At 71.1% G+C, this 23,520-nt stretch carries 26 protein-coding genes; 17 read left to right on the plus strand and 9 right to left on the minus strand.

Annotated elements, in window-relative coordinates; translation table 11 throughout:
- The first annotated feature begins 53 nt into the window (after positions 1–53).
- Together ACGFYP_RS15140 and ACGFYP_RS15145 are read left to right on the plus strand one after the other, a co-directional pair.
- Positions 54–1,874 carry a bifunctional metallophosphatase/5'-nucleotidase gene (locus ACGFYP_RS15140; protein WP_393492484.1) on the plus strand — a complete coding sequence of 607 codons (1,821 nt, stop codon included), beginning with the start codon at positions 54–56 and terminating at the stop codon, positions 1,872–1,874.
- Positions 1,875–1,980: 106 nt separating this feature from the next.
- Positions 1,981–2,847 (plus strand): phosphatidylinositol-specific phospholipase C, encoded by an 867-nt coding sequence (locus ACGFYP_RS15145; protein WP_393492487.1) that lies wholly within the window; start codon positions 1,981–1,983, stop codon positions 2,845–2,847.
- On the opposite strand, the gene ACGFYP_RS15150 is transcribed toward ACGFYP_RS15145, so the two are convergent.
- The 5 genes from ACGFYP_RS15150 to ACGFYP_RS15170 all read right to left on the minus strand — a co-directional run bounded on the left by ACGFYP_RS15150 (position 2,812) and on the right by ACGFYP_RS15170 (position 8,068).
- Positions 2,812–4,230, minus strand: coding sequence for a sensor histidine kinase (locus ACGFYP_RS15150; RefSeq protein WP_393492490.1), 1,419 nt, complete (start codon positions 4,228–4,230; stop codon positions 2,812–2,814). The genes ACGFYP_RS15145 and ACGFYP_RS15150 overlap by 36 nt on opposite strands.
- 8 nt (positions 4,231–4,238) lie before the next feature.
- Positions 4,239–4,967, minus strand: a complete 729-nt coding sequence (locus ACGFYP_RS15155) for a response regulator transcription factor (protein WP_393492493.1) — start codon at positions 4,965–4,967, stop codon at positions 4,239–4,241.
- Between the two features lie 20 nt (positions 4,968–4,987).
- A complete protein-coding gene (locus ACGFYP_RS15160) occupies positions 4,988–6,046 on the minus strand; it encodes a S1C family serine protease (protein WP_393492498.1) in 1,059 nt (352 codons plus the stop codon).
- 171 nt (positions 6,047–6,217) lie between these two features.
- The gene (locus ACGFYP_RS15165; RefSeq protein ID WP_361960340.1) at positions 6,218–7,246 is read right to left on the minus strand and encodes a LacI family DNA-binding transcriptional regulator; all 1,029 of its coding nucleotides are present in this window, start codon (positions 7,244–7,246) and stop codon (positions 6,218–6,220) included.
- 24 nt (positions 7,247–7,270) lie between these two features.
- The gene (locus ACGFYP_RS15170) at positions 7,271–8,068 is read right to left on the minus strand and encodes a response regulator transcription factor (RefSeq protein ID WP_393492503.1); all 798 of its coding nucleotides are present in this window, start codon (positions 8,066–8,068) and stop codon (positions 7,271–7,273) included.
- A 242-nt stretch (positions 8,069–8,310) separates the two neighbouring features.
- Between ACGFYP_RS15170 and ACGFYP_RS15175 the strand changes: the two genes are divergently transcribed.
- The 7 genes from ACGFYP_RS15175 (at position 8,311) to ACGFYP_RS15205 (ending at position 13,663) form a co-directional block, all read left to right on the plus strand.
- The gene (locus ACGFYP_RS15175; RefSeq protein WP_393492506.1) at positions 8,311–9,114 is read left to right on the plus strand and encodes an alpha/beta hydrolase; all 804 of its coding nucleotides are present in this window, start codon (positions 8,311–8,313) and stop codon (positions 9,112–9,114) included.
- 45 nt (positions 9,115–9,159) lie between these two features.
- Entirely contained in the window at positions 9,160–9,414 is a 255-nt protein-coding gene (locus ACGFYP_RS15180; protein WP_361960346.1) for a MoaD/ThiS family protein, read from the plus strand.
- Between the two features lie 10 nt (positions 9,415–9,424).
- Entirely contained in the window at positions 9,425–10,675 is a 1,251-nt protein-coding gene (locus ACGFYP_RS15185) for a hypothetical protein (RefSeq protein ID WP_393492511.1), read from the plus strand.
- A 97-nt stretch (positions 10,676–10,772) separates the two neighbouring features.
- Complete coding sequence (locus tag ACGFYP_RS15190) at positions 10,773–11,462, plus strand: DUF2993 domain-containing protein (protein ID WP_393492515.1); 690 nt, start codon at positions 10,773–10,775, stop codon at positions 11,460–11,462.
- Between the two features lie 555 nt (positions 11,463–12,017).
- Positions 12,018–12,857 carry a sulfurtransferase gene (locus ACGFYP_RS15195; protein WP_361960351.1) on the plus strand — a complete coding sequence of 280 codons (840 nt, stop codon included), beginning with the start codon at positions 12,018–12,020 and terminating at the stop codon, positions 12,855–12,857.
- 35 nt (positions 12,858–12,892) lie between these two features.
- Positions 12,893–13,180 carry a DUF1416 domain-containing protein gene (locus tag ACGFYP_RS15200; RefSeq protein WP_319311238.1) on the plus strand — a complete coding sequence of 96 codons (288 nt, stop codon included), beginning with the start codon at positions 12,893–12,895 and terminating at the stop codon, positions 13,178–13,180.
- Positions 13,181–13,330: 150 nt separating this feature from the next.
- Positions 13,331–13,663 carry a DUF3099 domain-containing protein gene (locus ACGFYP_RS15205; protein ID WP_393493454.1) on the plus strand — a complete coding sequence of 111 codons (333 nt, stop codon included), beginning with the start codon at positions 13,331–13,333 and terminating at the stop codon, positions 13,661–13,663.
- An 8-nt stretch (positions 13,664–13,671) separates the two neighbouring features.
- Here ACGFYP_RS15205 and ACGFYP_RS15210 read toward each other — a convergent pair whose 3' ends face one another.
- The gene (locus ACGFYP_RS15210; RefSeq protein WP_361960357.1) at positions 13,672–14,034 is read right to left on the minus strand and encodes a DsrE family protein; all 363 of its coding nucleotides are present in this window, start codon (positions 14,032–14,034) and stop codon (positions 13,672–13,674) included.
- A gap of 113 nt (positions 14,035–14,147) precedes the next feature.
- Between ACGFYP_RS15210 and ACGFYP_RS15215 the strand changes: the two genes are divergently transcribed.
- The 6 genes from ACGFYP_RS15215 to ACGFYP_RS15240 all read left to right on the plus strand — a co-directional run bounded on the left by ACGFYP_RS15215 (position 14,148) and on the right by ACGFYP_RS15240 (position 18,994).
- On the plus strand, positions 14,148–14,900 hold the full coding sequence (locus ACGFYP_RS15215; RefSeq protein ID WP_393492521.1) for a hypothetical protein: 753 nt from the start codon (positions 14,148–14,150) through the stop codon (positions 14,898–14,900).
- Positions 14,897–15,724, plus strand: a complete 828-nt coding sequence (locus tag ACGFYP_RS15220; protein WP_393492524.1) for a hypothetical protein — start codon at positions 14,897–14,899, stop codon at positions 15,722–15,724. Before ACGFYP_RS15215 ends, ACGFYP_RS15220 begins: the two co-directional genes overlap by 4 nt.
- The gene (locus tag ACGFYP_RS15225; protein WP_393492526.1) at positions 15,721–16,683 is read left to right on the plus strand and encodes a hypothetical protein; all 963 of its coding nucleotides are present in this window, start codon (positions 15,721–15,723) and stop codon (positions 16,681–16,683) included. Before ACGFYP_RS15220 ends, ACGFYP_RS15225 begins: the two co-directional genes overlap by 4 nt.
- A 242-nt stretch (positions 16,684–16,925) precedes the next feature.
- Positions 16,926–17,498, plus strand: coding sequence for an FABP family protein (locus tag ACGFYP_RS15230; protein ID WP_393492528.1), 573 nt, complete (start codon positions 16,926–16,928; stop codon positions 17,496–17,498).
- A 50-nt stretch (positions 17,499–17,548) separates the two neighbouring features.
- The gene (locus ACGFYP_RS15235) at positions 17,549–18,004 is read left to right on the plus strand and encodes a Fur family transcriptional regulator (protein ID WP_393492531.1); all 456 of its coding nucleotides are present in this window, start codon (positions 17,549–17,551) and stop codon (positions 18,002–18,004) included.
- Positions 18,005–18,028: 24 nt separating this feature from the next.
- Positions 18,029–18,994, plus strand: coding sequence for a YgfZ/GcvT domain-containing protein (locus ACGFYP_RS15240; RefSeq protein WP_393493457.1), 966 nt, complete (start codon positions 18,029–18,031; stop codon positions 18,992–18,994).
- A 149-nt stretch (positions 18,995–19,143) separates the two neighbouring features.
- Here ACGFYP_RS15240 and dtd read toward each other — a convergent pair whose 3' ends face one another.
- Positions 19,144–19,569 carry a D-aminoacyl-tRNA deacylase gene (gene dtd, locus ACGFYP_RS15245; RefSeq protein ID WP_361676426.1) on the minus strand — a complete coding sequence of 142 codons (426 nt, stop codon included), beginning with the start codon at positions 19,567–19,569 and terminating at the stop codon, positions 19,144–19,146.
- Positions 19,570–19,695: 126 nt separating this feature from the next.
- On the opposite strand from dtd, the gene ACGFYP_RS15250 reads away from it, so the two are divergent.
- Together ACGFYP_RS15250 and ACGFYP_RS15255 are read left to right on the plus strand one after the other, a co-directional pair.
- Entirely contained in the window at positions 19,696–20,277 is a 582-nt protein-coding gene (locus ACGFYP_RS15250; RefSeq protein WP_361960369.1) for an ABC transporter substrate-binding protein, read from the plus strand.
- A gap of 226 nt (positions 20,278–20,503) precedes the next feature.
- Entirely contained in the window at positions 20,504–21,748 is a 1,245-nt protein-coding gene (locus ACGFYP_RS15255; protein ID WP_393492536.1) for a GNAT family N-acetyltransferase, read from the plus strand.
- 42 nt (positions 21,749–21,790) lie between these two features.
- On the opposite strand, the gene ACGFYP_RS15260 is transcribed toward ACGFYP_RS15255, so the two are convergent.
- Both ACGFYP_RS15260 and ACGFYP_RS15265 read right to left on the minus strand, forming a co-directional pair.
- Positions 21,791–22,534 (minus strand): ABC transporter permease, encoded by a 744-nt coding sequence (locus tag ACGFYP_RS15260; RefSeq protein ID WP_393492539.1) that lies wholly within the window; start codon positions 22,532–22,534, stop codon positions 21,791–21,793.
- On the minus strand, positions 22,527–23,462 hold the full coding sequence (locus ACGFYP_RS15265) for an ATP-binding cassette domain-containing protein (RefSeq protein ID WP_393492542.1): 936 nt from the start codon (positions 23,460–23,462) through the stop codon (positions 22,527–22,529). The genes ACGFYP_RS15260 and ACGFYP_RS15265 overlap by 8 nt, the downstream gene beginning before the upstream one ends.
- Between the last annotated feature and the right edge of the window lie 58 nt (positions 23,463–23,520).

Below are 23,520 nucleotides of genomic sequence, written 5' to 3' on the forward strand. Positions count from 1 at the left end.
CGAATGAGCAGTCGAGTGGCGCCGCAGGACAGGGCGCGGGGACAAGGGGAGCGATGGCAGCGACACCGAAGAAGAAGAGGACAGCGGGGCGGATACTCGCCGTCGGCGCGGGGCTCGCCACCGTCGGCGCGCTCGTGGCCGCGCTGCCCGCGGGCGCCTCGGGGACGAAGGACGACCGGGGCGACAAGGGTCACGGCTACGGCTACGGGCGCTACGTCGACGTCCAGCTGCTCTCCTTCAACGACCTGCACGGGAACCTGGAGCCGCCGACGGGCTCGGCCGGCCGGGTCACCCACACCAACCCGGACGGTACGACCAAGACCATCGACGCCGGTGGCGTCGAGTACCTGGCCACGCACCTGCGTGAGGCCCGTAAGGGCAACCCGTACTCCGTCACCGCCGCCGCGGGCGACATGATCGGCGCCTCGCCGCTGGTCTCCGGGCTCTTCCACGACGAGCCGACCGTCGAGGCGCTGAACCGCCTGAAGCTCGACGTCAGCTCGGTGGGCAACCACGAGTTCGACGAGGGCGCGCGCGAGCTCGCCCGCATGCAGAACGGTGGCTGTCACCCGACCGCCGGCTGCTTCGAGGAGGGCAAGCGGTTCAAGGGGGCGCAGTTCCCCTACCTCGCGGCCAACGTGACGAACGAGAAGACGGGCCGGCCGATCCTCGACCCGTACTTCATCTGGGAGCGCAACGGCGTCAAGGTCGGCTTCATCGGCGTCACCCTGGAGGGCACCGCCGACATCGTCTCCGCCGAGGGCATCAAGGGCCTGAAGTTCGGCGACGAGATCGAGACGATCAACAAGTACACGAAGGTCCTGGAGCGCAAGGGCGTCAAGTCGATCGTCGCGCTGCTCCACGAGGGCGGCGTGCCCGTCTCGGGCTCGTACAACTACAACTGCGACAGCCCCGGCCCCGGTGACGGCATCTCGGGCCCGATCGTCGACATCGCGAAGAAGGTCAGCCCGCAGGTCGACGCGCTGGTGACCGGCCACACGCACCAGGCGTACGCGTGCACCATCCCGGACCCGTCCGGCAAGCCGCGCACGGTGACCTCGGCGGCCTCCTTCGGCAAGCTGTACACGGACACGACGCTCACCTACGACCGTCGCTCGAAGGACATCGTCCGCACCGCCGTCTCCTCCGCGAACCACGTCGTCACCCGTGACGTGCCGAAGGCCGAGGACATGACCCGGCTGATCGACCGCTGGAAGACGCTGGCCGCGCCGATCGCGAGCCGTCCCGTGGGCTACATCTCCGGTGACGTCGACAACCCCTTCGACGCGCCCGAGAAGTCGCTGGGCAACCTGATCGCGGACGCGCAGCTGGAGGGCATGGCCCCGGCCGACAAGGGCGGCGCCCAGCTGGCCCTGATGAACCCGGGCGGCGTGCGCGCGCCGCTGGTCCACAAGGCGTCGGCCGGTGAGGGCGACGGGGTGGTGACCTACGGCGAGGCGTACACGGTCCAGCCGTTCACCAACATGATGACGGCGGTCGACCTGACCGGCGCCCAGCTCATCACCGCGCTCCAGCAGCAGGTCAGCGGCTCGAACCAGGCGGCCCCGAAGATCCTCCAGGTCTCGAAGGGCTTCACGTACACCCTGGATCTGACGAAGACCGGCGCCGACCGGATCGTGACGTCCTCGGTGAAGCTGAACGGCGAGGCGATCGACCCGTCGAAGACCTACCGGGTCGCGATGAACGAGTTCCTGGCCGGTGGCGGTGACGGCTTCGCCGTCCTGAAGGAGCACAAGAACAAGCTGGTCGGCGCGTCCGACCTGGACCTCTTCACCGCCTACCTGGGGGCGCACTCCTCCGCGAGCACCCCGCTGGCCCCGCCGGCGACGGGCCGGATCACGGTCGTGAAGTAACTCCGCGAGGCCCGAAGGGGCGGTGGACCGTTTCGACGGTCCGCCGCCCCTTTCTCGTCATCCGGAACCCTGGCGTTGTTTGACGCGTACCCGTCATACTCCGGCCATGGACCGACGACGCTTTCTCGCGGGAGCCGCGGCAGCCGGCGCCACCGTCCTCATCGGAGCCGCGCCCGCCGGGGCGCGCACCCGGGGAGCCCTCGGGCTCCAGGACTGGATGGCCGGCCACGGCGACCCCACCCCGCTCCAGAAGCTCACCATCCCCGGCACCCACGACTCGGGCGCCCGCTTCGGCGGCCCCTGGGCCGAGTGCCAGAACACCACGATCGCGCAGCAGCTCGCCTCCGGAATCCGCTTCCTCGACGTCCGCTGCCGGGTCACCGGCGGCTCCTTCGCCATCCACCACGGCGCCGCGTACCAGAACATGATGTTCGGCGACGTCCTCGTCGCCTGCCGCGACTTCCTGGCCGCCCACCCCTCCGAGACCGTCCTCATGAGGGTCAAGCAGGAGTACTCCTCGGACTCCGACGCCACCTTCCGCGCGATCTTCGACGACTACCTCGGCAACCGGGGCTGGCGCTCCCTCATCCGCATCGGCGACACCGTCCCCACGCTCGGCGAGGCCCGCGGCAAGGTCGTCCTCATCGCCGACAACGGCGGCCTTCCCGGACTCAAGTGGTGGGACGGCGGGGCCATCGCGATCCAGGACGACTGGAACGCTCTGCCCAACGCCAAGTACCCCCAGATCGAGGCCCACTTCCGCAGGGCCGTCGAGCAGCCCGGCAAGCTGTACATCAACTTCGTCAGCACGTCCGCCTCGCTGCCGCCGCGCTGGAACTCCGACAACCTCAACCCGCGCGTCCACGGCTTCCTCGACGGTACGGCGAGCGGCTGGAAGGGGCTCGGGATCGTGGTGATGGACTACCCCAACACCCGCTCAGGCCTGGTCGAGTCCCTCCTGCGCCACAACTGACGGCGGGGGCGTCGGCGCGCCCGGCAGTCGCAGGACCGCCGTCGTGCCGCCGCCCTCCGCCGCCGTCAGCTCCACCGTGCCGCCCGTCTGCTGGACCGTACGGGCCACGATCGACAGGCCGAGCCCCGAGCCGGGCAGGCTGCGCGCCGAGGGGGAGCGCCAGAAGCGGTCGAAGACGTGCGGGAGTTCCTCGGGTGCGACGCCGGGGCCGTGGTCGCGGACGGTCAGCTCGCCGCGCATCAGGGACACCTCGACCGTGCCGCGCGCGGGCGAGAACTTCACCGCGTTGTCCAGGACGTTCACCAGGGCCCGCTCCAGGGCCGCCGGCTCCGCCCGGACGTACCAGGGCGCCAGGTCCGTCACGAAGGTCAGTTCGGGACCGCGCAGCCGCGCCCGGTCCAGGGCCGAACGCAGGATCGTGTGCAGCGGTACGACCTCCAGCGGTCCCGGCTGCGCCGCGTCCGGGCGGGCCAGCTCCTGGAGGTCGCCGATGAGCGCCGCCAGCTCGGTCATCTGCGCCTTCACCGACGCCATCAGCGCCCGCCGGTCCTCCGGCGGCAGCGCGCGTCCCGTCTCCTCGCTGCGGGCGAGGAGCTCGACGTTGGTACGGAGCGAGGTCAGCGGAGTCCGCAGCTCGTGGCCCGCGTCCGCGATCAGCTGCGCCTGCCGGTCCCGGGAGACCGCGAGCGCGGCCGTCATCGCGTTGAAGGAGCGCGAGAGCCGGGCGATCTCGTCCTCGCCCTCGGCCGGGATGCGCACCGTCAGGTCCTCCGTCGCGGCCACGTGCTCCACGGCGCCCGTCAGCCGGTTCACCGGTTCGAGCCCGGTCCGCGCCACCCAGAGCCCGGTCGCCCCGGCGCCGAGGACACCGATCCCGGAGACGAGCAGCAGCACCCAGCCCAGCGTGGCCATCGAGTTGTCGATCTCGGACAGCGGCCGGGCCACGGAGACGCCGACCACCTCCTGGAAGGCGGGCTGCCGGTAGGTGTAGACCCGCATCTCGGTGCCGTCGTCGTCGGTCGTCGTGTGCAGCGCGTCCGTCAACTGCCCGCGCGCCACCGCCAGGTCGCTCGGCAGGACGGGGATCGGCGAGGGGCCGTACGTACAGGCCTTGCCGTTGCCCAGCACGATCTGGACCGTGACGGTGTAGGACCCGGTGAGCTGTGCGGGCGAGTCGTCGCCGCGCGCGCAGGCGAGGGCCAGGGTGGTCACCGTACGGTCGTCCAGCTTGAGGCTGCGCAGCGAGGAGTCGAGCTCCGCCGCGAGCTGCGCCCGCGTCACGAACCAGCAGGCCAGTGAGGCCGCCGCGACCGCCACGGCGACCGCCGTCGCCGTCAGGAGCGCGAGCCGTGACCGCAGGGGACGCGACCGGAACCACGTCACGGGACCTCTCACTCCGGGCCTCCACCGCGCAGCACGTATCCCACGCCCCGCACCGTGTGCACGAGGCGCGGTTCGCCGCCCGCCTCCGTCTTGCGCCGCAGGTACATCACGTACACGTCGAGCGAGTTCGAGCTCGGCTCGAAGTCGAAGCCCCAGACCGCCTTCAGGATCTGCTCGCGGGTCAGCACCTGACGCGGATGCGCCAGGAACATCTCCAGGAGCGTGAACTCCGTCCGCGTCAGCTCCACGGCCCGCCCGGCACGCGTCACCTCGCGGGTCGCCAGGTCCATCCGCAGGTCCCCGAAGCTCAGGACGTCGCCGCCCTCGGCCGAGGTTTCGGCGGCGCTCGCGTACGAGCTGCGCCGCAGCAGCGCCCGGATCCGGGCGAACAGCTCGTCCAGCTCGAAGGGCTTCACCAGATAGTCGTCGGCGCCCGCGTCGAGCCCCGTCACCCGGTCGCCGACCGTGTCCCGCGCGGTCAGCATCAGGATCGGCACGGTCGAGCCGGACGCCCGGATCCGCCGTGCCGCCGTCAGCCCGTCCATCCGGGGCATCTGCACGTCGAGCACGACGAGATCGGGGGTGTACGACTCCATGCGGGCGAGCGCGTCGACGCCGTCGACGGCCTCCTCCGTCCCGTACCCCTCGAAGGCGAGGCTGCGGCGCAGCGCCTCCCGTACGGCGGGCTCGTCGTCGACGATGAGGATGCGGTCGCCTTCGTTCACCGGGCCAGTCATGGGATCAGCCTCGCACGCGTTCAGTTCGAACCGCCGTCGCGGAGGCTTTCGAGGTCGGCCTTGAGGGTGTTCACGGGGATCGCGAATCCGAGGCCGACACTGCCGGCCGAAGAACCGTTCGAAGAACTCGGCGAATACATGGCCGAATTGATCCCGATGATCTCGCCGTTCATATTGATCAGCGCGCCGCCGGAATTCCCCGGGTTGAGCGAGGCGTCCGTCTGGAGCGCCTTGTACGTCGTCTTCGAGGAGCCCGTGTCGCCGTTGAACTCCTGCCCGCCGAACTCGAAGGGCCAGCCCTGGCGCGGGTCGTACTGAGGCTGCTGCTGGTCCTGGCCGTCGTCCTTGGCGACCGTCACGTCGCGGTCGAGCGCGGAGACGATGCCGCTGGTGACCGTGCCGGTCAGGCCCTCGGGGGAGCCGATCGCGACGACCTCGTCGCCGACCTTCACGTTGTCGGAGTTCCCGAGCGTGGCCGCCTTCAGACCGGACGCGCCCTCCAGCTTGATCAGCGCGAGGTCCTTGTCGGGGTCCGTGCCGACGACCTTCGCCTGGTACGTCTTCCCGTTCGACAGCTGCACGCTGATCGAGGAGGCGCCGGAGATCACGTGGTTGTTGGTGACGATCTCGCCGTCGCCCGTGATGATCACGCCGGAGCCGGTGGACTTGCCGGAGCCCGAGTTCGCGGAGATCTCCACGATCGAGGGCGAGACGGCCTCGGCCACGCCGGCCACCGTGCCCTTGCTGCTCGCGGAGACGTTCGTGCCGCTGACGCCCGTCGCGCTCGGGGTGCCGTCCGCCGTCAGCTGCTGGACGAGGGTGGCGGTGCCGCCGCCGACCGCGGCCGCGGCGATCGCGACGGCGGCGAGGAGCCCGACGCCCCGCTTGGCCCGCCGGTGCGGCTGGGGGGCGGCCGGGGACGGAGGAGCCGCGGGGGGCGCGGGAGGAAGGTGACCTCCGGACGGCCAGACGGTCGTACCCGGCTCCGTGGTGACCGGCTGCGTCGGGTCGTACGGCGGCCTCGGGGGCTGCGGCGGGTAGTACGGCTGCTGCTGCGGCTGCTGAGGGAAGTCCGTCATGGCTACGACTCTCGGAGCCGTAGATGAGAGCACTCTGAGGACGACCTGAGAAGCCCGACAGAAGCCCGTATGCCCTATATAAAGGCCGCTGAGGTCTCGGAGGTCCCAGGGGCCTCGGAGGCCGCTGAGGTCTCGGAGGCGGAGCCCCCTAGGGGGGCCTTCCGGCGAGGGTCAGCCGCCGTTGCAGCCGCAGGAGCGGCGGACCACCAGGGCCGACGGGAACTGCTTCACGCGCTCGCGCTTCGAGCCCGCGACCCGCAGCGAGTCGTCCAGGACGAGATCCACCGCCGCCCGGGCCATCGCCGGGCGGTCCGAGGAGATCGTCGTCAGCGGCGGGTCGGTCAGCGCCGCCTCCTTCACGTCGTCGAAGCCGGCCACCGCCAGCTCCGTCGGCACGTCGATCCGCAGCTCGCGCGCGGCCCGCAGCACACCGAAGGCCTGGTCGTCGGTCGAGCAGAAGATGGCCGGCGGCCTGTCCGGGCCCGAGAGCAGCTTCAGCGCGACCTGGTACGCGTCGTAGCGGTTGTACGGGGCCTGGAAGAGCCGGCCCTCGATCGACCGGCCGGACTCCAGCATCGCGCGCCGCCAGCCCTCCTCGTGGTCCGCGACCGGGTCGCCGACCGCCGGGGTGTTCGGGACGCCGCCCAGACACGCCACGTACGCGTGCCCGTGCTCCAGGAGGTGCCGGGTGGCGAGCTGCGCGCCGCCGATGTCGTCCGTGACGACGGCCACGTCGTCCAGGGCCTCGGGCCGCTCGTGCAGCAGCACCACGCGCGCGTCCCAGGCCTCGATCTCGCTCGCGGCCCGCTCGCTCATGCCCTGGCTGACCAGGATCAGCCCGGAGACCCGCATCCCGAGGAAGGCGCGGAGGTAGTGGACCTCGCGCTCGTCGCGGTAGTCCGAATTGCCGACGAGGACCATCTTGCCGCGCTCGGCGGCGGCCTGTTCGACCGCGTGCGCCATCTCGCCGAAGAACGGCTGGCGCGCGTCAGGGACGATCATGCCTATGAGGTCCGTACGGCGCGACGCCATCGCCTGGGCCACCCGGTCGGGGCGGTACCCCAGCTCCTTGATGGCGGCGAGGACACGCTCGCGCGTGGCCGGGGCAACCGGCCGGGGTCCGTTGTTGATGACGTAACTCACGACCGCGGTCGAAGTACCCGCCAGTCGCGCTACGTCATCCCGCGTCACCTTGGCCACGCGCGGCAGTCTACGCGGGGTGACCTACCTACCGGCAGGTCGCACTGTGGCCTCCGCCACGTTCCTGTCCCCCGAGGGGGTGACATCCCGCGCGGTGGCCTTGACCCGGGCCTCTTCCTTGGCCCGCGCCTCCTCCGCCGCCCGCTCCACCTTCTCCGGCGTGACGAAGCGGTAGCCGACGTTACGGACGGTGCCGATCAGCGACTCGTGCTCGGGTCCGAGCTTGGCGCGAAGTCGCCGTACGTGGACGTCGACCGTACGGGTGCCGCCGAAGTAGTCGTACCCCCAGACCTCCTGGAGGAGCTGGGCACGGGTGAAGACCCGGCCCGGGTGCTGCGCGAGGTACTTCAGGAGCTCGAACTCCTTGAAGGTCAGGTCCAGGACCCGGCCCTTGAGCTTGGCGCTGTACGTCGCCTCGTCCACCGAGAGATCGCCGTTGCGGATCTCCATGGGGGAGTCGTCGGAGACGATCTGCTGCCGCCCCATCGCCAGCCGCAGCCGCGCCTCGACCTCGGCCGGTCCCGCGGTGTCGAGCAGCACGTCGTCGATGCCCCAGTCGGCGGTGACGGCCGCGAGGCCGCCCTCCGTGACGACGAGGATCAGCGGGCAGCCGGGCCCCGTGGAGCGCAGCAGCTGACAGAGGCTGCGGACCTGCGGCAGGTCGCGCCGGCCGTCGACCAGGATGACGTCGGCCCCGGGGGTGTCCACAAGGGCCGGGCCCTCGGCCGGGGCCACCCGCACGTTGTGCAGCAGCAGGCCGAGTGCGGGAAGCACCTCGGTCGACGGCTGGAGGGCATTGGTGAGGAGCAGCAACGAACTCATCGCGTTCCCCCTGCCCGGGTCGTCGACAGTGTCGTCGGTCGGTCGTGCTCGGATCGCTCGTCCATGACGTCGGTTCCTCCTCGGTCCCTGCGAGGACTGCTGCGGCACTTGCTCACTGCTGCATCACTGCTGGCTCTCGCGCCCTGAGAGCTTTTGTTCATCCATCCGTAACAACGGACGGAAAACGCAAAAGGACCCGGGGGCTGCGTCGCCCGGATCCTCTGCCAAGCAGAATAGCCCACATGAGTTCCGAGGCAGAGGGCCGATTTCACATCGTGGATGTTTCCTCGACCACATCCGGCTTCCAGCGTGCCACTTTGCTCACGGAGGACGGTGTCCGTATCGAGGCTGTTTACGAACCCTGTACGCGCGGGGTCACCGATACGGCCGTCGTCCTGGCCCATGGGTTCACCGGGTCGGCCGACCGCCCGGCCGTGCGCCGCGCCTCCCGGGCGCTCTCCGCGCACGCCGCCGTCGTCAGCTTCTCCTTCCGGGGACACGGCCGATCGGGTGGCCGCTCCACCGTCGGCGACCGGGAGGTCCTCGACCTCGCGGCGGCGGTGCGCTGGGCCCGTGAACTCGGCCACGCGCGCGTGGCGACGCTCGGCTTCTCCATGGGCGGCTCGATCGTCCTGCGCCACGCCGCCCTGGAACGGGACACCGGCGGTCACACGGACGCCGTCGCGGCCGTCAGCGCGCCCGCGCGCTGGTACTACCGGGGTACGCCCCCGATGCGCCGCGTCCATTGGGTGATCACCCGTCCCATGGGCCGGCTCGTCGGCCGGTACGGACTGCGGACGCGCATCCACAACCAGGACTGGGACCCCGTACCGCTGTCGCCCGTCGAGGCGGCCCCGATGATCGCGCCGACCCCGCTGCTGATCGTGCACGGCGACCGCGACCCGTACTTCCCCGTCGACCACCCCCGGACGCTCGCCGAGGCCGCCGGGTGCGAGCTGTGGCTGGAGCGCGGCATGGGACACGCGGAGAACGCGGCGGACGAGGAGCTGCTGCGCCGTCTGGGGGGCTGGCTCACGCGCCGATAGCCCATCATGGACAGCGGCGCGCACACGAACGAAGGGAGCGCCGCTATGGCAGCGGGAACCATCCGCTACTGGGCCGCGGCCAAGGCCGCCGCCGGTGTCGCCGAGGAGCCGTACACCGCGGAGAACCTGGCCGAGGCGCTGGAGGCCGCCCGCGCGAAGCACCCGGGCGAGCTGGTCCGCGTACTCCAGCGGTGTTCGTTCCTCATCGACGGTGACCCCGTCGGGACCCGCGCGCATGAGACCGTACGCCTTGCCGAGGGCGGCACGGTCGAGGTGCTCCCGCCGTTCGCAGGAGGGTGAACCGCACAGCATGAGCAGCGATCAGCAGCAGCCGTACGACCCGGGGTACGACCCGTACTACGGGGAGCAGCAGGGGCAGTACGGCCGGCAGCCGGAGCAGGGGCAGGCCCAGCCGCAGGGGCAGGGGCAGGGGCAGTACGGGCAGCAGCCGTACGGGTACCAGGATCCGCACGTCACGCAGACGTGGGAGGGCCAGACCTGGGACACGCAGTACCAGCCGGTGGTGGACCCGGCGCAGCTGGCCGCGGCGCAGCAGGGTCAGGCGCCTCAGCCGGGTCACGCGGCGCACCAGGCCCCGGCGGCGCACCAGGCTCACGAGCCTCAGCAGGCCCCGGCGGCGCACCAGGCTCACGAGCCTCAGGGGCTCGCCGCCGACACCGCGTACCTGCCGCCGCAGTCCGCCGCGTACCCGCTGCCGGAGGAGGCGCCGGTGGCCGCTGAGGCGGCCCCCGCGCCCGAGTCCGCCCCCGGGTGGTCCTCGCCCACCACCTCCGGCCACACCCGCCTCACCGACGCGCAGCGCGCGCGGGCCGAGGGCCGGTCGCCGATCATCGCGCCCGGGTTCCAGCCGGCCCTGCTCACCGCCGGTCTCGGCGTCCTGCTGGCCGTGGGCGCCGCCCTCGGCACGTACGGGTTGCTCGTCCCGCTCGTCCTGCTCCAGGCCGTCACCGCCGCCGGCTGGTTCCGGCTCAACGGCATGTGGCCGGCCCGGCAGGGCATCGCCCTCGCCTTCGCAGGCGGCCTGACCGCCGACGTCGTGCTGCTCGCCGCGGGCCGGGAGAACGCGCCCGCCGCGATCATGGGCACCCTCGGCGTCTGGGTGCTGCTCACCCTCGTCCTGCAGCTGCGCAGCCACGCGGACCCGGACGAGCGGATGTACGGACTGATGGCGACGGTCGCCTCGGCCGCGCTGACGATCGTCGCGACAGGCCACCTCGGCGCCGCGCCCGACGCCGTGGTCGTGGGTGGCCTCGCGGTCGCCGCCGCCGTCGTCGCCCGCGCCCTCCCACTGCCCGGCGCGGCCTCCGTGGTCGTGGCGCTCCTCGCCGCCGCGGGCGCAGGGATCGCGGCCGGAGCCCTGACCGACCTGGGCTCCTCCGGCGCCCTGCTCGGCCTCGGGGCAGGGGTGTGCGCGCTTGTCGGCCTGCGGGCCGCGAGCTACGACTACCCGTCGCGCTTCGTGCACATGACCGCCGGTGTCGCCCTCCCGCTGACCCTGGCCGCCCCCGCCGTCTACCTCCTGGGACGCGCGCTCGCCTGAGCCGTTGCGGCACATGTTCGGGAACCATCCGGCCTCACGACACGTCGATCTTCGTGTCGGGGGCCGGAGTCATTTGAGGGTGGGGGGCGAGCAGACCGTGCGAGCACTGCGCATATTGCTGATCGTGGCCGTCGTGCTCGGCGGGATCTTCGTGGGCGTCGACCGTCTCGCGGTCTCGTACGCCGAGTCGGAGGCGGCCGACCGGGTCCGCCTGGGCCCCGCGCGGGCCGGCTCGACGGAGGTCGACATCAAGGGCTTCCCCTTCCTGACCCAGGTCATGGACAAGCGGCTCGACGAGGTCGACGTGGTGCTGACCGGCGTCGAGGCCACGGCGGGCGACCGGAAGATCCGGATCACCGAGATGAACGCCGCCCTGCGCGACGTGACGGTGAACGACGCCTTCACGAGCGCCCGCGCGCACAGCGTGACCGGCACGGCACTGATCTCGTACGCCGACCTGACGGCGGCCGCCGACCGCGACGTGAAGGTCGCCTACGGCGACAACGGCAAGCTGAAGGTCACCGGCGGCGTCAAGGTCCTGGGCCGCACGGTCACGCGCAGCGTCGTCTCCTCGGTGACGCTGGTCAACGGCGACACGATCCGGGTGCGCGCGGACGCGGTGCCGGGCGAGGGCATCCCGGGCCTGGAGTCCCTGATCCGCCAGCGGACCGACTTCGACCGCGAGATCGGCGGCCTCCCGGCGGGCCTGAAGCTGACCAAGATCGAGGCACGCCCGGACGGCGTGGCGATCGGAGTGACGGGCACGGACGTCTCCCTGGCGGGCTGAGCGGGGAGGGGCTGAGCGGGGGCGGGGCAGGCCCCTAGGCCGCCCAGGACGGGCGCCTGCGGGCGCCCGCCGCTCACGCCGCCGGGCGCCACCCGCGCCGCCCGGCCCCACGCCTGCCACCGCCACCCGGGTCACCCACCCGCGCCCACCCATTCCCCCCTCCGGCCACATGCTGAGACGGCCCTGTCCGACCCGTAGAAAATTCACCCCGTCCTCCCCGCTCACGACCAGGCGGGGCACGCCTTCCCGGTGATCGCGTCTCGCATCTCGGACGATCGCGTCTCAAAATACGACACGCCGGTGACACGGCCGCCTGTCCGTCCCTACGATCGTGGGCATGAAGCGACAGGCGGATCTCACGAAGCGGCGGGCAGTAGACCTGTGCCGCATCGCCGCCATGCTCTGTCGCTCTGTCTGAGCGGGACCGCCGAGTCCCGTATTCCTCGGGCCCTTCGACCTCCGGTCGGGGCCGCACCTCGCGTAGCCGTACGCCCGCAATGCCGCGTACCCGCACCCGCACCACACCGCCGAACACTGCCCCGGAGGAGAAACAACATGAGCCGCAGCGACGTCCTGGTAGACGCCGACTGGGTCGAGGCGAACCTCGACAACCCGCAGGTTGCCGTCGTCGAGGTCGACGAGGACACCTCGGCGTACGAGAAGAACCACATCCGCAACGCGATCCGGATCGACTGGACCAAGGACCTGCAGGACCCGGTCCGCCGCGACTTCATCGACCAGGAGGGCTTCGAGAAGCTCCTCTCGGCCAAGGGCATCGCGAACGACACCACGGTCGTCCTCTACGGCGGCAACAACAACTGGTTCGCCTCCTACGCCTACTGGTACTTCAAGCTCTACGGCCACCAGGACGTGAAGCTCCTCGACGGCGGCCGCAAGAAGTGGGAGCTCGACTCCCGCGACCTCGTCGCCGAGGTCCCGGCCCGCCCGGCCACCGAGTACAAGGCCAAGGCCCAGGACACCTCCATCCGCGCCTTCCGTGACGACGTCGTCTCCGCGATCGGCGCGCAGAACCTGGTCGACGTCCGGTCCCCCGACGAGTTCAGCGGCAAGCTGCTCGCCCCGGCGCACCTCCCGCAGGAGCAGTCGCAGCGCCCCGGCCACGTGCCGAGCGCCCGCAACATCCCGTGGTCGAAGAACGCCAACGACGACGGCACCTTCAAGTCGGACGACGAGCTCAAGGCCCTCTACGAGGACGAGCAGGTCGATCTGGCGAAGGACACCATCGCCTACTGCCGCATCGGTGAGCGCTCCGCGCTGACCTGGTTCGTGCTGCACGAGCTGCTCGGCGTCGAGAACGTCAAGAACTACGACGGCTCGTGGACCGAGTACGGCTCCCTCGTGGGCGTGCCGATCGAGCTCGGCGCCAACAAGTAAGACCCTCCGGACCCCTCGACCGTAAGGACAGAAACATGTGTGGAGCGCAGCCCGGTGGGCCCGACGCCTCGACGATCAAGCCCGGTGAGACCACCATCCAGGGCTTCGTGACCAAGGACGGCGAGCCCGTCACCGGTTACGTACGCCTCCTGGACTCGACCGGCGAGTTCACGGCCGAGGTCCCGACCTCCGCCACCGGCCAGTTCCGCTTCTACGCGGCCGAGGGCACCTGGACCGTCCGCGCCCTGGTCCCCGGCGGCACCGCCGACCGCCAGGTCGTGGCCCAGCACGGTGGCCTCGCCGAGGTCGCCATCGCGGTCTGACGACACCGCACCGCTGAACCGGCCGAAGGGCCGCACCTCTCTGGGGGTTGGACGCTTCCTGGAACCTGAGGTGCGGCCCTTCGGTCTGCCCGGAGACCTACCGCCCGCGCACCCCTCGCACCAGCAGGGTGCCCGACACGAACCGGGCGGCTGTCCTGGGGCGGGGTAGGCGGTTGCTGCGCCACTGGGGGGCCACGGTCGTACGCTGAAGGCATGTACGCGCGGCGGCGTCGTGTCTACTTCTGGATGATGGGTACCTGCGTGGTGCTCTTCGTGGGGGCCTGGGCTGTCGTGCGGCTGTTCTCGATGCCCGTCGCCATCGCGATGTGCGTGGTCGCCATGGTCATGCCGCCGGTCGCCGCGATGATCGCGAACCGGCGGGGACCGGAGGACCGGTGGTGGGACGATCCGTCCGGGGACGCTCAGTCGGACGAGTGGTGGGACGAGCTCGACGGGAAGAAGCGGCCCCGCGAGGACCAGTAGGCAATCGGTCAGTAGACGAGCGCCTGGGTGTCGTCCGTCATGGCTTCCTGGACGAAGACCTGCGCGCCCGCGATGCGTACGCCCTCCAGGACGTCCTTCTCCGTGATCTCGCGGCGGGCCGCGCACTGCGTGCAGAGGGTGATGCGGCCTGCCGCCAGGATCGAGTCGATGAGGTCCGGGAGCGGCGCGGCGTGCGGGAGGTCGAACTCGGCCGCGCGGCCCGGGAGGGCGAACCACGACGACTCGCCGGTCAGCCAGAGCGAGACCTCGACCCCGCTGGCGACGGCGACGGCCGCCACCGTGAAGGCCTGGGAGCAGCGTTCGGGGGCGTCGGCCCCGGCGGTCACCTTGATCACGAGCTTCTTCGCCATATGCCGAACTGTAATGCGGACCTCTGCAACCTCATGCACCCCTCACGTGTCAGCTGTGTGCACGGATAACGGAATCCGTCGTTCAGGTCTCGTGGGGGGACCCTTTGGAAGCCATGGAAGTAAGCGCCGTCGCGGCCCCGCCGCGTCGGCGTCGCACCGGGCGGACGGTCGGCCTGATCGCCGTCGCCGCCGTTCTCGGCCTCGTCGGTGGTACCGCCGTGGGCTACGGCATCCAGGCCGAGCGTGAGCCGACGCCACTGCCCGCCCTGAACCAGCCCGACCTCGCCTACCCGAAGCCGCTCCCCAAGGGGCAGGCGCCCGTGGCGCTGCCGGCTTCCGAGGACCGCAGGGCCAAGACGGACGGCGACCTGCGCAAGCTGCTGGTGCCACGTCCGGCGGGCGCGAAGGACACGCTGTTCGGTGACCGCGACGGGTGGAAGACGGTGCCCTCGTACGCCAGGGAGTTCCAGGACCCCGGTGGCGCGCTGAACTATCAGCTGGGCAACGACGTGCGGCGCATCGCGACCGCGTCCTGGCAGACCGGCAAGTACCGCACGACCGAGATCACCCTGGTCCAGTACCGCCCCAGTGATTTCGACGGCGCGCGGGACCACGCCGAGAGCCAGATGGACTACATGCCCGACAAGGACTACGCCCGGTCCGAGGGCGAGCCGATCAAGGGCTCGGCCAACGGCCGCTCTTACGTGTTCCCGGTGGAGCGGGAGGCCGGCTACCTGGACAGGTACCAGGCCCGGGCCTACTTCCACCGCGGCGACATCATGGCCGTGATCTTCATGTTCGACACCAAGAAGATCTCCGCCAACGACATCCGTTCGGTGGCAGAGAAGCAGCTGGGGCGCCTGTGAGCGAGGAACTGGACACCGTGAACGAGTCCGTGAACGAGCCTGAGCCCGAGCCGCAGAAGGTGCGGCGTGGGCGCAAGCTGCTGACCGTCGTCCTGCCCGCCGTCCTCGTCCTCGGGGCGATCGGCGGTGGCGTGACGTACACCGCCGTCACCGTGAACTCCGCCGACCGCAGCGCGGAGACGGTCGTCTGGGAGGGTCTCGAGACGTCGGCGGAGGACGAGGACCCTGCCGCTCTGAGCATGTCGCGCGGCAAGGCGTCCACGCCGCTCAGCAAACTGCTGCTGCCCGTGCCCGAAGGCTACGTCCTCGGCCCCGACGTCGAGTCGTACGGCAACGACGACGAGCTGACCGAGACGGAGGCCCGCGCGCTGATGAAGCAGGAGGGCAAGGGGCTCTCCGGCAAGAAGCGTCGTGAGTACGAGAAGCAGGTCGACAAGCTCGGGCTCAAGGGCATCGCGGTCCGCTCCTTCGCGGCGCAGGACGGCAAGACGGTCGTGTACGTCCGCGTCACGCAGATGAAGGACAAGAAGCGGCTCCACGACGCGTTCCAGGTCAGCAAGCGTCTCTTCGAGCTCTTCGAGTTTCCCAAGGGGCCGAAGATCAGCGGTCACAAGAACTCCGCCTGCTTCATGCTTCCGCCCGACGAGGACCTCGACAAGGACGAGAAGGACAAGCAGCTGGAGGAGATGACCTGCATGGCCTACGACTCCGAGGTCACGGTCACCGTCACCGTCGCCGGCGCCCGGCCGTTCGACAAGTCCGAGGTCGCCGACCTGGTCAAGAAGCAGCTGGACCACATCAAGTCCCCGGGGGAGTACGTATGACGACCGAGCAGCAGACCGAGCCGGAGACGAAGACGGAGGTCGCTGCGTCGGAGACGGAGATCGCTGAGCCGGAGCCGGAGACGAAGACGGAGGTCGCTGAGACGGAGACGGAGACCACCGCGCCCGAGGCGACCGTCGTGCCCGAGCAGGCTCCCGCCCCGGCCGCCGAATCCCTGCCCGCGCCGTCCCAGCCCGCCCCCAAGTCCTCCCGTAAGCCGCTCCTGTGGGCCGTCGCCCGCTGGACCGCCGCCGTGCTCGTCTTCGGTGGCATCGGGACCGGGACCGCGCTCGGGATCACCTCCATGGAGCGCACCGACGTGCCCGGTCTCGCGACCGAGAACGACGGGCGCTGGGCGTACCCGAAGATCAGTCTCCCCGCCCTCCCGGCCGGTGTGCCGCGCCCCTACACCAAGGGCAACGCCGGCGAGGTCCACCACGCCGACCTGCGCAAACTTCTCCTGCCCGCCCCGGCCGGAGCCACGCTCGACCCGAAGCTGAACGGCGGCTGGGTCAGTGTCGACCAGTTCCTGTCGCAGTACCGGAAGGACGACCGGGCCAAGCTGTCGGAGCCGCTCGCCGAGTCCACGCTGCGGCACGTCGCCGCCCGGGGCTGGACCATGCCGGACGGCACGACGACCCGGATCCACCTGCTCCGGTTCAACTCGGTGGCCTTCGCCGAGGCCTTCAAGGACGACGCGCTGGAGGCCGGTGCCGTCGACGGTCCGCTGCTCGACGGGGTCGAGGGCGTCGAGATCGACGGCGCGTTCCCGACCGAGATCCGGGTGCCGTACACCGTCGCGTACACCTTCGTCGAGCTGCCGCACAACGCCGACCAGACCCGCTGGGCCTACATCCAGGCCGGCGACACCCTGGCGATGATCACCCAGACCCGTAAGGGCGAGGCGCTCACGGTCCCGTTCCAGCAGACCGTCGCCCTGCAGAACCAGCTGCTGGGCTGACCCGACGGCACTAGCAGAACCTCACACAGAGGGCCGGGCCCCCGCAGACTAAGCTGGGGTCCGGCCCGTTCTGCCTTCACGCTCATCCGAGGAGCACCCGTGATCATCTTCTTCGAAGTCCTCCTGGCCCTGGTCTGTGTCGCCGTGCTCGCGTTCACCGGTCTGGCCGTGAAGAAGCTGTACCAGGGCCAGCGCTAACCACCGCCCACCACCTCCCCGCCTACGGAACGACAGAGCTGCTCATGATCGAGATCCCGTCCGACCTCAACCCGGACCTCGTCCCCCTCGTGTTCCTCCTCGGAACGTGGGAAGGCGCGGGCGTGGCCGACTTCCCCGGCGAGGAGAAGTGCAACTTCGGTCAGTCCGTGACCTTCAGCCACGACGGCCGTGACTTCATCGAGTACCACTCGCACTCCTGGGTCCTCGACAACGAGGGCAAGCAGGTCCGTCCGCTGGAGAGCGAGAGCGGCTACTGGCGGATCGACAAGGACCGCAAGGTCGAGATCGTCATGGTCCGCGACCAGGGCGTCGCGGAGATCTGGTACGGCGAGCTGGCCGACAAGAAGCCGCAGATCGACGTGGTGACGGACGCCGTCGCGCGGACCGCCACCTCGCGGCCGCACAGCGGCGGCAAGCGGCTCTACGGCTACGTCAAGGGCGACCTGATGTGGGTGGGCGAGAAGGCGACCCCCGAGGTCCCGCTGCGCCCGTACATGTCGGCGCACCTGAAGAAGGTCGTCACGCCCGAGGAGGTCGCGGAGATGGCGCGCGGCCTGGGCGATCTGCCCGACGACGGCATCGCCTTCTTCAAGTAGGACCTCCGCGCCACAGCCGAGTGCGGCCACGCCCTCCTACACTGGGGGGCGTGGTGAGCACCGACTGGAAGAGCGACCTGCGGCAGCGCGGCTACCGGCTGACGCCTCAGCGCCAGCTTGTCCTGGAGGCAGTGGACACGCTGGAGCACGCGACGCCCGACGACATCCTGGGCGAGGTCCGCAAGACGGCGTCCGGTGTGAACATCTCCACCGTGTACCGGACCCTGGAGCTCCTGGAGGAGCTCGGGCTCGTCTCCCACGCCCACCTCGGGCACGGGGCGCCGACGTACCACCTCGCCGACCGGCACCACCACCTGCACCTGGTCTGCCGTGACTGTACGAACGTCATCGAGGCGGACGTGGAGGTGGCCGCCGGCTTCACCTCGAAGCTGAAGGAGACCTTCGGCTTCGAGACGGACATGAAGCACTTCGCGATCTTCGGCCGCTGCCGGGACTGCTCGAACAAGGGCACGGGCTCGAACAAGGACACCGGCACGCAGTCGTAGGCTTGCCCCATGAAGAGCCCTCTGGTGAAGAGCCCGCTGCTGGCCCTGCCCGGTGCCGTACCCGCGGAAGGCCATGACGAAGGCGTCGCCGCGCACTACGGCGATCTGTTCCGCGAGCAGCGCTCCCTCGCCGCCGGTGACGGTTTCGTCGACCTCTCGCACCGCGGTGTCGTCACCGTCTCCGGCGACGACCGGCTGAGCTGGCTGCACCTGCTGCTCACCCAGCACGTCAGCGACCTGCCGGCGGGCCGCGCCACCGAGGCGCTGATCCTCTCCGCCAACGGTCACATCGAGCACGCGCTCTACCTCGTCGACGACGGCGAGACGGTCTGGGCGCACGTGGAGCCCGGCACGCGGGACGAGCTCATCGCCTATCTGGAGTCGATGAAGTTCTTCTACCGCGTCGAGGTCGCCGACCGTACGGACGACGTCGCCGTCGTCCACCTCCCGGCCGGCTCCATCGCCGAGGTCCCGGAGGGCGTGGTCGTACGGGAGACCCCGCACGGGCGCGATCTGTTCCTGCCCCGGGACGAGCTCGAGGCCTTCGCCGGTACGCACGGGCCCGCCGCCGGGATCCTCGCGTACGAGGCGCTGCGGATCGAGTCGCACCGGCCGCGGCTCGGCTTCGAGACCGACCACCGGACCATCCCGCACGAGCTGGGCTGGATCGGCAGCGCGGTGCACCTGCAGAAGGGCTGCTACCGGGGCCAGGAGACCGTCGCGCGCGTCCACAACCTGGGGAAGCCGCCGCGCCGGCTCGTCTTCCTGCACCTGGACGGCAGCGAGGTCCACCTGCCGGGCCACGGCACCCCGATCCGGCTCGCGGCGGACGGCGCCGAGGGCCGTCAGCTGGGCTTCATCACCACCTCCGGCCGCCACCACGAGCTGGGGCCGATCGCCCTGGCGATGGTGAAGCGGAACGTGCCGGTGGACGCGGAGCTGATGGCCGGGGACACGGCCGCGGCCCAGGAGACCGTCGTCGAGCCGTAGCCCCGAGACGCCTGGCACGCACGCTCGCCGCGTTGTCGGGATCACCCCGATACATCCAGTATCGGGGCGACCCTCCGCCTTGCGATCGCACGCACCAGACGCCGCCAGGCCTGCCCTTCGGGCCGACGGCGCTACTTTCGAAACACGCCCTAGACCTCCACGATCACCGTGAACGGGCCGTGATTCGTGAGCGAGACGCGCATGTCCGCTCCGAACCGGCCCGTCTCCACGTGCGCGCCCAGCTCCCGCAGCCGCGCGACCACCTCGTCGACGAGCGGCTCGGCCACCGGGCCGGGCGCGGCGGCGTTCCAGGTGGGCCTGCGGCCCTTGCGGGCGTCCCCGTAGAGGGTGAACTGAGAAATCACCAACAAGGGCGCATTAACGTCCGAACAGGATTTCTCTCCCTCCAGAATCCGGACGGACCAGAGCTTTCGGGCAAGCTGCGCCGCCTTCTCGGGCGTGTCCTCGTGAGTCACTCCCACCAGCACACACAGCCCTTCGCCGACGATCTCGCCGACGGTCTCGCCTGCGACGACGACGCTCGCGCCGTCCACCCTCTGCACCACTGCACGCATACAGACCAACCTACAGAACGACGCATAGGGGCTGAACGGGTGCAGAGCGCCTGCACACGCACGTGCAGGAGTGGCACCATGCGTGTCAGGCGGTGCGGCTCCGCACCGGTCGAGGGGACGATTCACATGAGTGCACCTGGCGCCGGGCAGACGCCGGCCCGATTCGGTTCCGGAGTGGGCGTACGTCCGCCCGTGCAGCGGACGGCCGAGCCCGCGCTGCCGGCGCGGCCGCGGCCCGACATGGCCGAGCTACGGCTGCCGGAGCTGCGCGCGCTGCGCCGTGACGCGCAGGGCGACGAGGCGGACCTCAGCTACGTACGGCGGATGCTGCAGGGCCGTATCGACATCCTGCGGGCGGAGCTGGCGCGGCGGACGGATCCGGAGTCGCCGGTCCTCGACCGGCTGTCGGAGATCCTCGCGGACGTGCCGTCGCGGCGGGGTTCGTCGGCGCGGCACGTGACGCTGTCGACGCCCCGGAGCGAGGAGTACCGGCGGCTCGCGGCGGAGATGCTCTCGGAGGTCGAGCTGTCCGACCTCGGGGCGCGTACGGACGACGAGCTGCACGCGGCGATGGGCCGTCTCGCGGGGTACGAGCAGCAGGTCTCGCGCCGCCGGCAGGATCTCCAGCGGACGGCCGACGACTGCAGCGCGGAGATCGCCCGCCGTTACCGCGAGGGCGAGGCCCAGGTCGACGACCTGCTGGCGTGAGCGGCCCCGGCCGCTCCCGGCCGCTCCCGGCCGCTCCCGGCCGCTCCCGGCCGAACTCGTCCCGCCCGGTTCTGTTCCGTCGTTCGCGGCCGATCCCGTCCTGGCCCGTCCCGTTCCGTCGATCCCGGCCGATCCCGTCCCCGACCCCTCCCGTTCCGTCGTTTCCGTCCGGCCCCGGTGAAAACTGGGGTGCGGGCGGTCGGGTGGGCGCCCTAGCCTCGAACGTATGAGTCTTGAGGTGCGCCCCGTGGGCGAGTCCGAGTTGGGTGACTGGCTGCGTGCGCTCAAGGCGGGGTTCCTGCGGCCGCCCGTCGTCACGGACGAGGAGGTCGAGCAGCGGCTCCCGCAGTTCGACCTGTCCCGGACGTTCGGGGTCTTCGACCGGGGCCGGGTCGTCGCCACCTTCCGTAGCTTCACGCAGGACCTGTCCACCGTCGGCGGCGGTTCGCTCGTCGCCGACGCCGTCAGCCAGGTGACCGTCTCGCCGCCCCACCGCAGGCGCGGTGTGCTCAGCCGGGTGATGGCGGGGGACCTCGCCGCAGCGAAGGAGCGCGGCGACGCCGTCGCCTCGCTCATCGCCGCCGAGTACCCGATCTACGGGCGGTACGGCTTCGGCCCCGCCGCCTGGACCACCGAGTGGTCCGTCGACGTCACCCGCGCAGGGCTCGACCCGCGCCGCACCGGGCAGCCCGACGACGGCGGCTCGATCGAGCTCTCCGACGGCGCCGAGATCCGCAAGATCGGCCCCGAGGTGCACCGCCGCATGGCCCGCGTCCGGGCCGGCGTCCCGAACCGCGACACCCAGGGCTGGGAGCGCTCCACCGGCCTCGGCTTCCAGGGCGAGCCCTGGATCGAGCCCTTCTACGCGGTCTACCGCTCCGCCGACGGCGACGTCCAGGGCTACGTCGCCTACCGCTCCGACGACAAGTGGGACGACGGCAAGCAGCCGATCAACACCGCCACCGTCCGGGACCTGATCGCCTGCACCCCGGCCGCCGAGCGGGCGCTCTGGCGGTACCTGTGCTCCCTCGACTGGGTGACCACGGTCCGCTCCGGCCTCCGCGGCCCCGACGACGTCCTCCCGCTGCTCCTGCCCGACCCGCGCGCCGCCCGCGTGGTCAGCCACGCCGACATGCTGTGGGTCAGGGTCCTGGACGTCGCCAAGGTCCTTCAGGGGCGTACGTACGCGAGTTCCGGCAGCCTCGTCCTGGAGTTGCGGGACGCCGCCGGGCTGGCCGGCGGGCGCTACCGGCTCGACGCCTCCCCGGAGGGCGCGGAGTGCTCCCGTACCACCGAGTCCGCCGATCTCGCCCTCGACATCGCCGAGTTGGGCACGCTCTCGCTCGGTGACGAGTCGGTCGTGCGGCTGGCGGAGCTTGGCCGGGTCGAGGAGCTCACGGCGGGCGCGGCCGTCCGCGCGGACGTGCTGCTGCGGGCCCCGCGCCGGCCGTGGTGCCCCGACATATTCTGACGGGCCCTCACCTCACTTCGTATCACCTCGTATCACGTCGTATCACCTCGTACGGAGCCGGAACAGGGCCCCGGACGCGGTGATCGCCACCGCCAGGATCCCGGCGCACCACGCGAGCGCGATCCAGGGCGTGTCGCCCACCGGCCGGTCGAGCAGCAGCCCCCGCATCGACTCGATGAGCGGTGTGACGGGCTGGTGCTCGGCGAAGCCGTGGAGCCAGCTGGGCATGGTCTCGATGGGGACGAACGCGCTGCTCGGGTAGGGCAGGAACATCATGAAGAAGGTGATCCCGCCTGCCGCTTCGGGGGTGCGGGTGAGCAGCCCGAGCGCCGCCGCGAACCAGGAGATCGCGGTGATGAACGCGACGAGCAGTCCGAGCGCGGCGAGCCAGCCGAGCGGGGTGGCCGTCGGCCGGAAGCCGATGACGAAGGCCACCCCGAGGACGAGCGCGGTGGCGATCAGGTTGCGGGCGACGCTGGCGCCGACGTGGCCGGCGAGGATCGGCGCACCGCCGATGTCGAGCGAGCGGAACCGGTCGATGATCCCGCCCTTCATGTCCTCGCTGACGCCGACGGCGGTACCGGCGGAGCCGAAGCCGGAGCAGAGGATGAGGACGCCGGGGACGACGTACGTCACGTAGCGCGTGCCGGTGTCGATGGCTCCGCCGAAGAAGTAGACGAAGACCAGCATCAGGATGATCGGCAGCATCAGCGAGGTGATGACGGCGTCGATGTTGCGGCGGCCGAGGCGGAGCCCGCGGCCGGTCATCGTCAGGGCGTCAGACATGGAGGGGCTCCTTCTCCGTGAGGGCCAGGAAGACGTCGTCGAGGGTGGCGCTGCGCAGCGCGAAGGCGGCGATGTCGGTGCGGGCGGGGTCGAGTTCGTCGAGGAGCGCCCGGACCTGGGCGGCGCTGCCGTCGGTGGCGATGCCGAGAGTGAGGGTCTCGGGCTCGTGGTGGACGGCCCGGTCCGCGAGCCGGAGGTAGGCGTCCCGGTCGTGCAGGACGAGGTCGAGGCGGTGGTCGGCGAAGCGTGCCTTGAGGGCCTGCGCGGTGCCCTCGGCGACGACGCGCCCGGAGTTCATGACGGCGATGCGGTCGGCGAGCCGGTCGGCCTCCTCCAGGTACTGGGTGGTGAGGAAGACCGTCGTACCGCTGTCGGAGAGGGCGCGGACCACCTCCCAGAGCTCCTTGCGGCTGCGCGGGTCGAGACCGGTGGTCGGCTCGTCGAGGAAGATCACTTCGGTCTCGCCGGGGTCGCGGACCAGGCCGGCGGCGAGGTCGAGGCGGCGGCGCATGCCGCCGGAGTACGTCCTGGCGAGGCGTCGGCCGGCGTCGGAGAGGCCGAAGCGTTCCAGGAGTTCGGTGGCGCGCCGGTCGGCGGCGGCGCGGGAGAGCCCGGAGAGCCGGGCCATCATGCGCAGGTTCTCGGCGCCGGTCTGCATCTCGTCGACGGCGGCGAACTGGCCGGTGAGGCTGATGGCGCGGCGCACCCGGGACCGCTCGGTGGCGATGTCGTACCCGGCCACGCGCGCGTGGCCTGCGTCCGGCTCGGTGAGGGTGGCGAGGATGCGGACGGTGGTGGTCTTGCCGGCGCCGTTGGGGCCGAGCAGGGCGAAGACGGTGCCCTCGTCGACCTGGAGGTCGAGGGAGTCGAGGACGGGGACGGTGCCGTAGGCCTTGTGTAGGCCGGTGGCTTCGACGGCGGATGGCATGGGGGTCCCCCTGGAGTCGGTACTGCGTATGCCTTACGCGTTACTGTGTAAGGGTTAC

The organism is Streptomyces sp. NPDC048370 (assembly GCF_043200825.1).
Lineage (GTDB): Bacteria > Actinomycetota > Actinomycetes > Streptomycetales > Streptomycetaceae > Streptomyces.

Coding starts and splice junctions, on each gene's coding strand:
- ACGFYP_RS15140 (WP_393492484.1), top strand. CDS start 54: ATGGCAGCGACACCGAAGAAGAAGAGGACAGCGGGGCGGATACTCGCC.
- ACGFYP_RS15145 (WP_393492487.1), top strand. CDS start 1,981: ATGGACCGACGACGCTTTCTCGCGGGAGCCGCGGCAGCCGGCGCCACC.
- ACGFYP_RS15155 (WP_393492493.1), bottom strand. CDS start 4,967: ATGACTGGCCCGGTGAACGAAGGCGACCGCATCCTCATCGTCGACGAC.
- ACGFYP_RS15160 (WP_393492498.1), bottom strand. CDS start 6,046: ATGACGGACTTCCCTCAGCAGCCGCAGCAGCAGCCGTACTACCCGCCG.
- ACGFYP_RS15170 (WP_393492503.1), bottom strand. CDS start 8,068: ATGAGTTCGTTGCTGCTCCTCACCAATGCCCTCCAGCCGTCGACCGAG.
- ACGFYP_RS15175 (WP_393492506.1), top strand. CDS start 8,311: ATGAGTTCCGAGGCAGAGGGCCGATTTCACATCGTGGATGTTTCCTCG.
- ACGFYP_RS15180 (WP_361960346.1), top strand. CDS start 9,160: ATGGCAGCGGGAACCATCCGCTACTGGGCCGCGGCCAAGGCCGCCGCC.
- ACGFYP_RS15185 (WP_393492511.1), top strand. CDS start 9,425: ATGAGCAGCGATCAGCAGCAGCCGTACGACCCGGGGTACGACCCGTAC.
- ACGFYP_RS15195 (WP_361960351.1), top strand. CDS start 12,018: ATGAGCCGCAGCGACGTCCTGGTAGACGCCGACTGGGTCGAGGCGAAC.
- ACGFYP_RS15200 (WP_319311238.1), top strand. CDS start 12,893: ATGTGTGGAGCGCAGCCCGGTGGGCCCGACGCCTCGACGATCAAGCCC.
- ACGFYP_RS15210 (WP_361960357.1), bottom strand. CDS start 14,034: ATGGCGAAGAAGCTCGTGATCAAGGTGACCGCCGGGGCCGACGCCCCC.
- ACGFYP_RS15215 (WP_393492521.1), top strand. CDS start 14,148: ATGGAAGTAAGCGCCGTCGCGGCCCCGCCGCGTCGGCGTCGCACCGGG.
- ACGFYP_RS15225 (WP_393492526.1), top strand. CDS start 15,721: ATGACGACCGAGCAGCAGACCGAGCCGGAGACGAAGACGGAGGTCGCT.
- ACGFYP_RS15230 (WP_393492528.1), top strand. CDS start 16,926: ATGATCGAGATCCCGTCCGACCTCAACCCGGACCTCGTCCCCCTCGTG.
- dtd (WP_361676426.1), bottom strand. CDS start 19,569: ATGCGTGCAGTGGTGCAGAGGGTGGACGGCGCGAGCGTCGTCGTCGCA.
- ACGFYP_RS15250 (WP_361960369.1), top strand. CDS start 19,696: ATGAGTGCACCTGGCGCCGGGCAGACGCCGGCCCGATTCGGTTCCGGA.
- ACGFYP_RS15255 (WP_393492536.1), top strand. CDS start 20,504: ATGAGTCTTGAGGTGCGCCCCGTGGGCGAGTCCGAGTTGGGTGACTGG.
- ACGFYP_RS15260 (WP_393492539.1), bottom strand. CDS start 22,534: ATGTCTGACGCCCTGACGATGACCGGCCGCGGGCTCCGCCTCGGCCGC.
- ACGFYP_RS15265 (WP_393492542.1), bottom strand. CDS start 23,462: ATGCCATCCGCCGTCGAAGCCACCGGCCTACACAAGGCCTACGGCACC.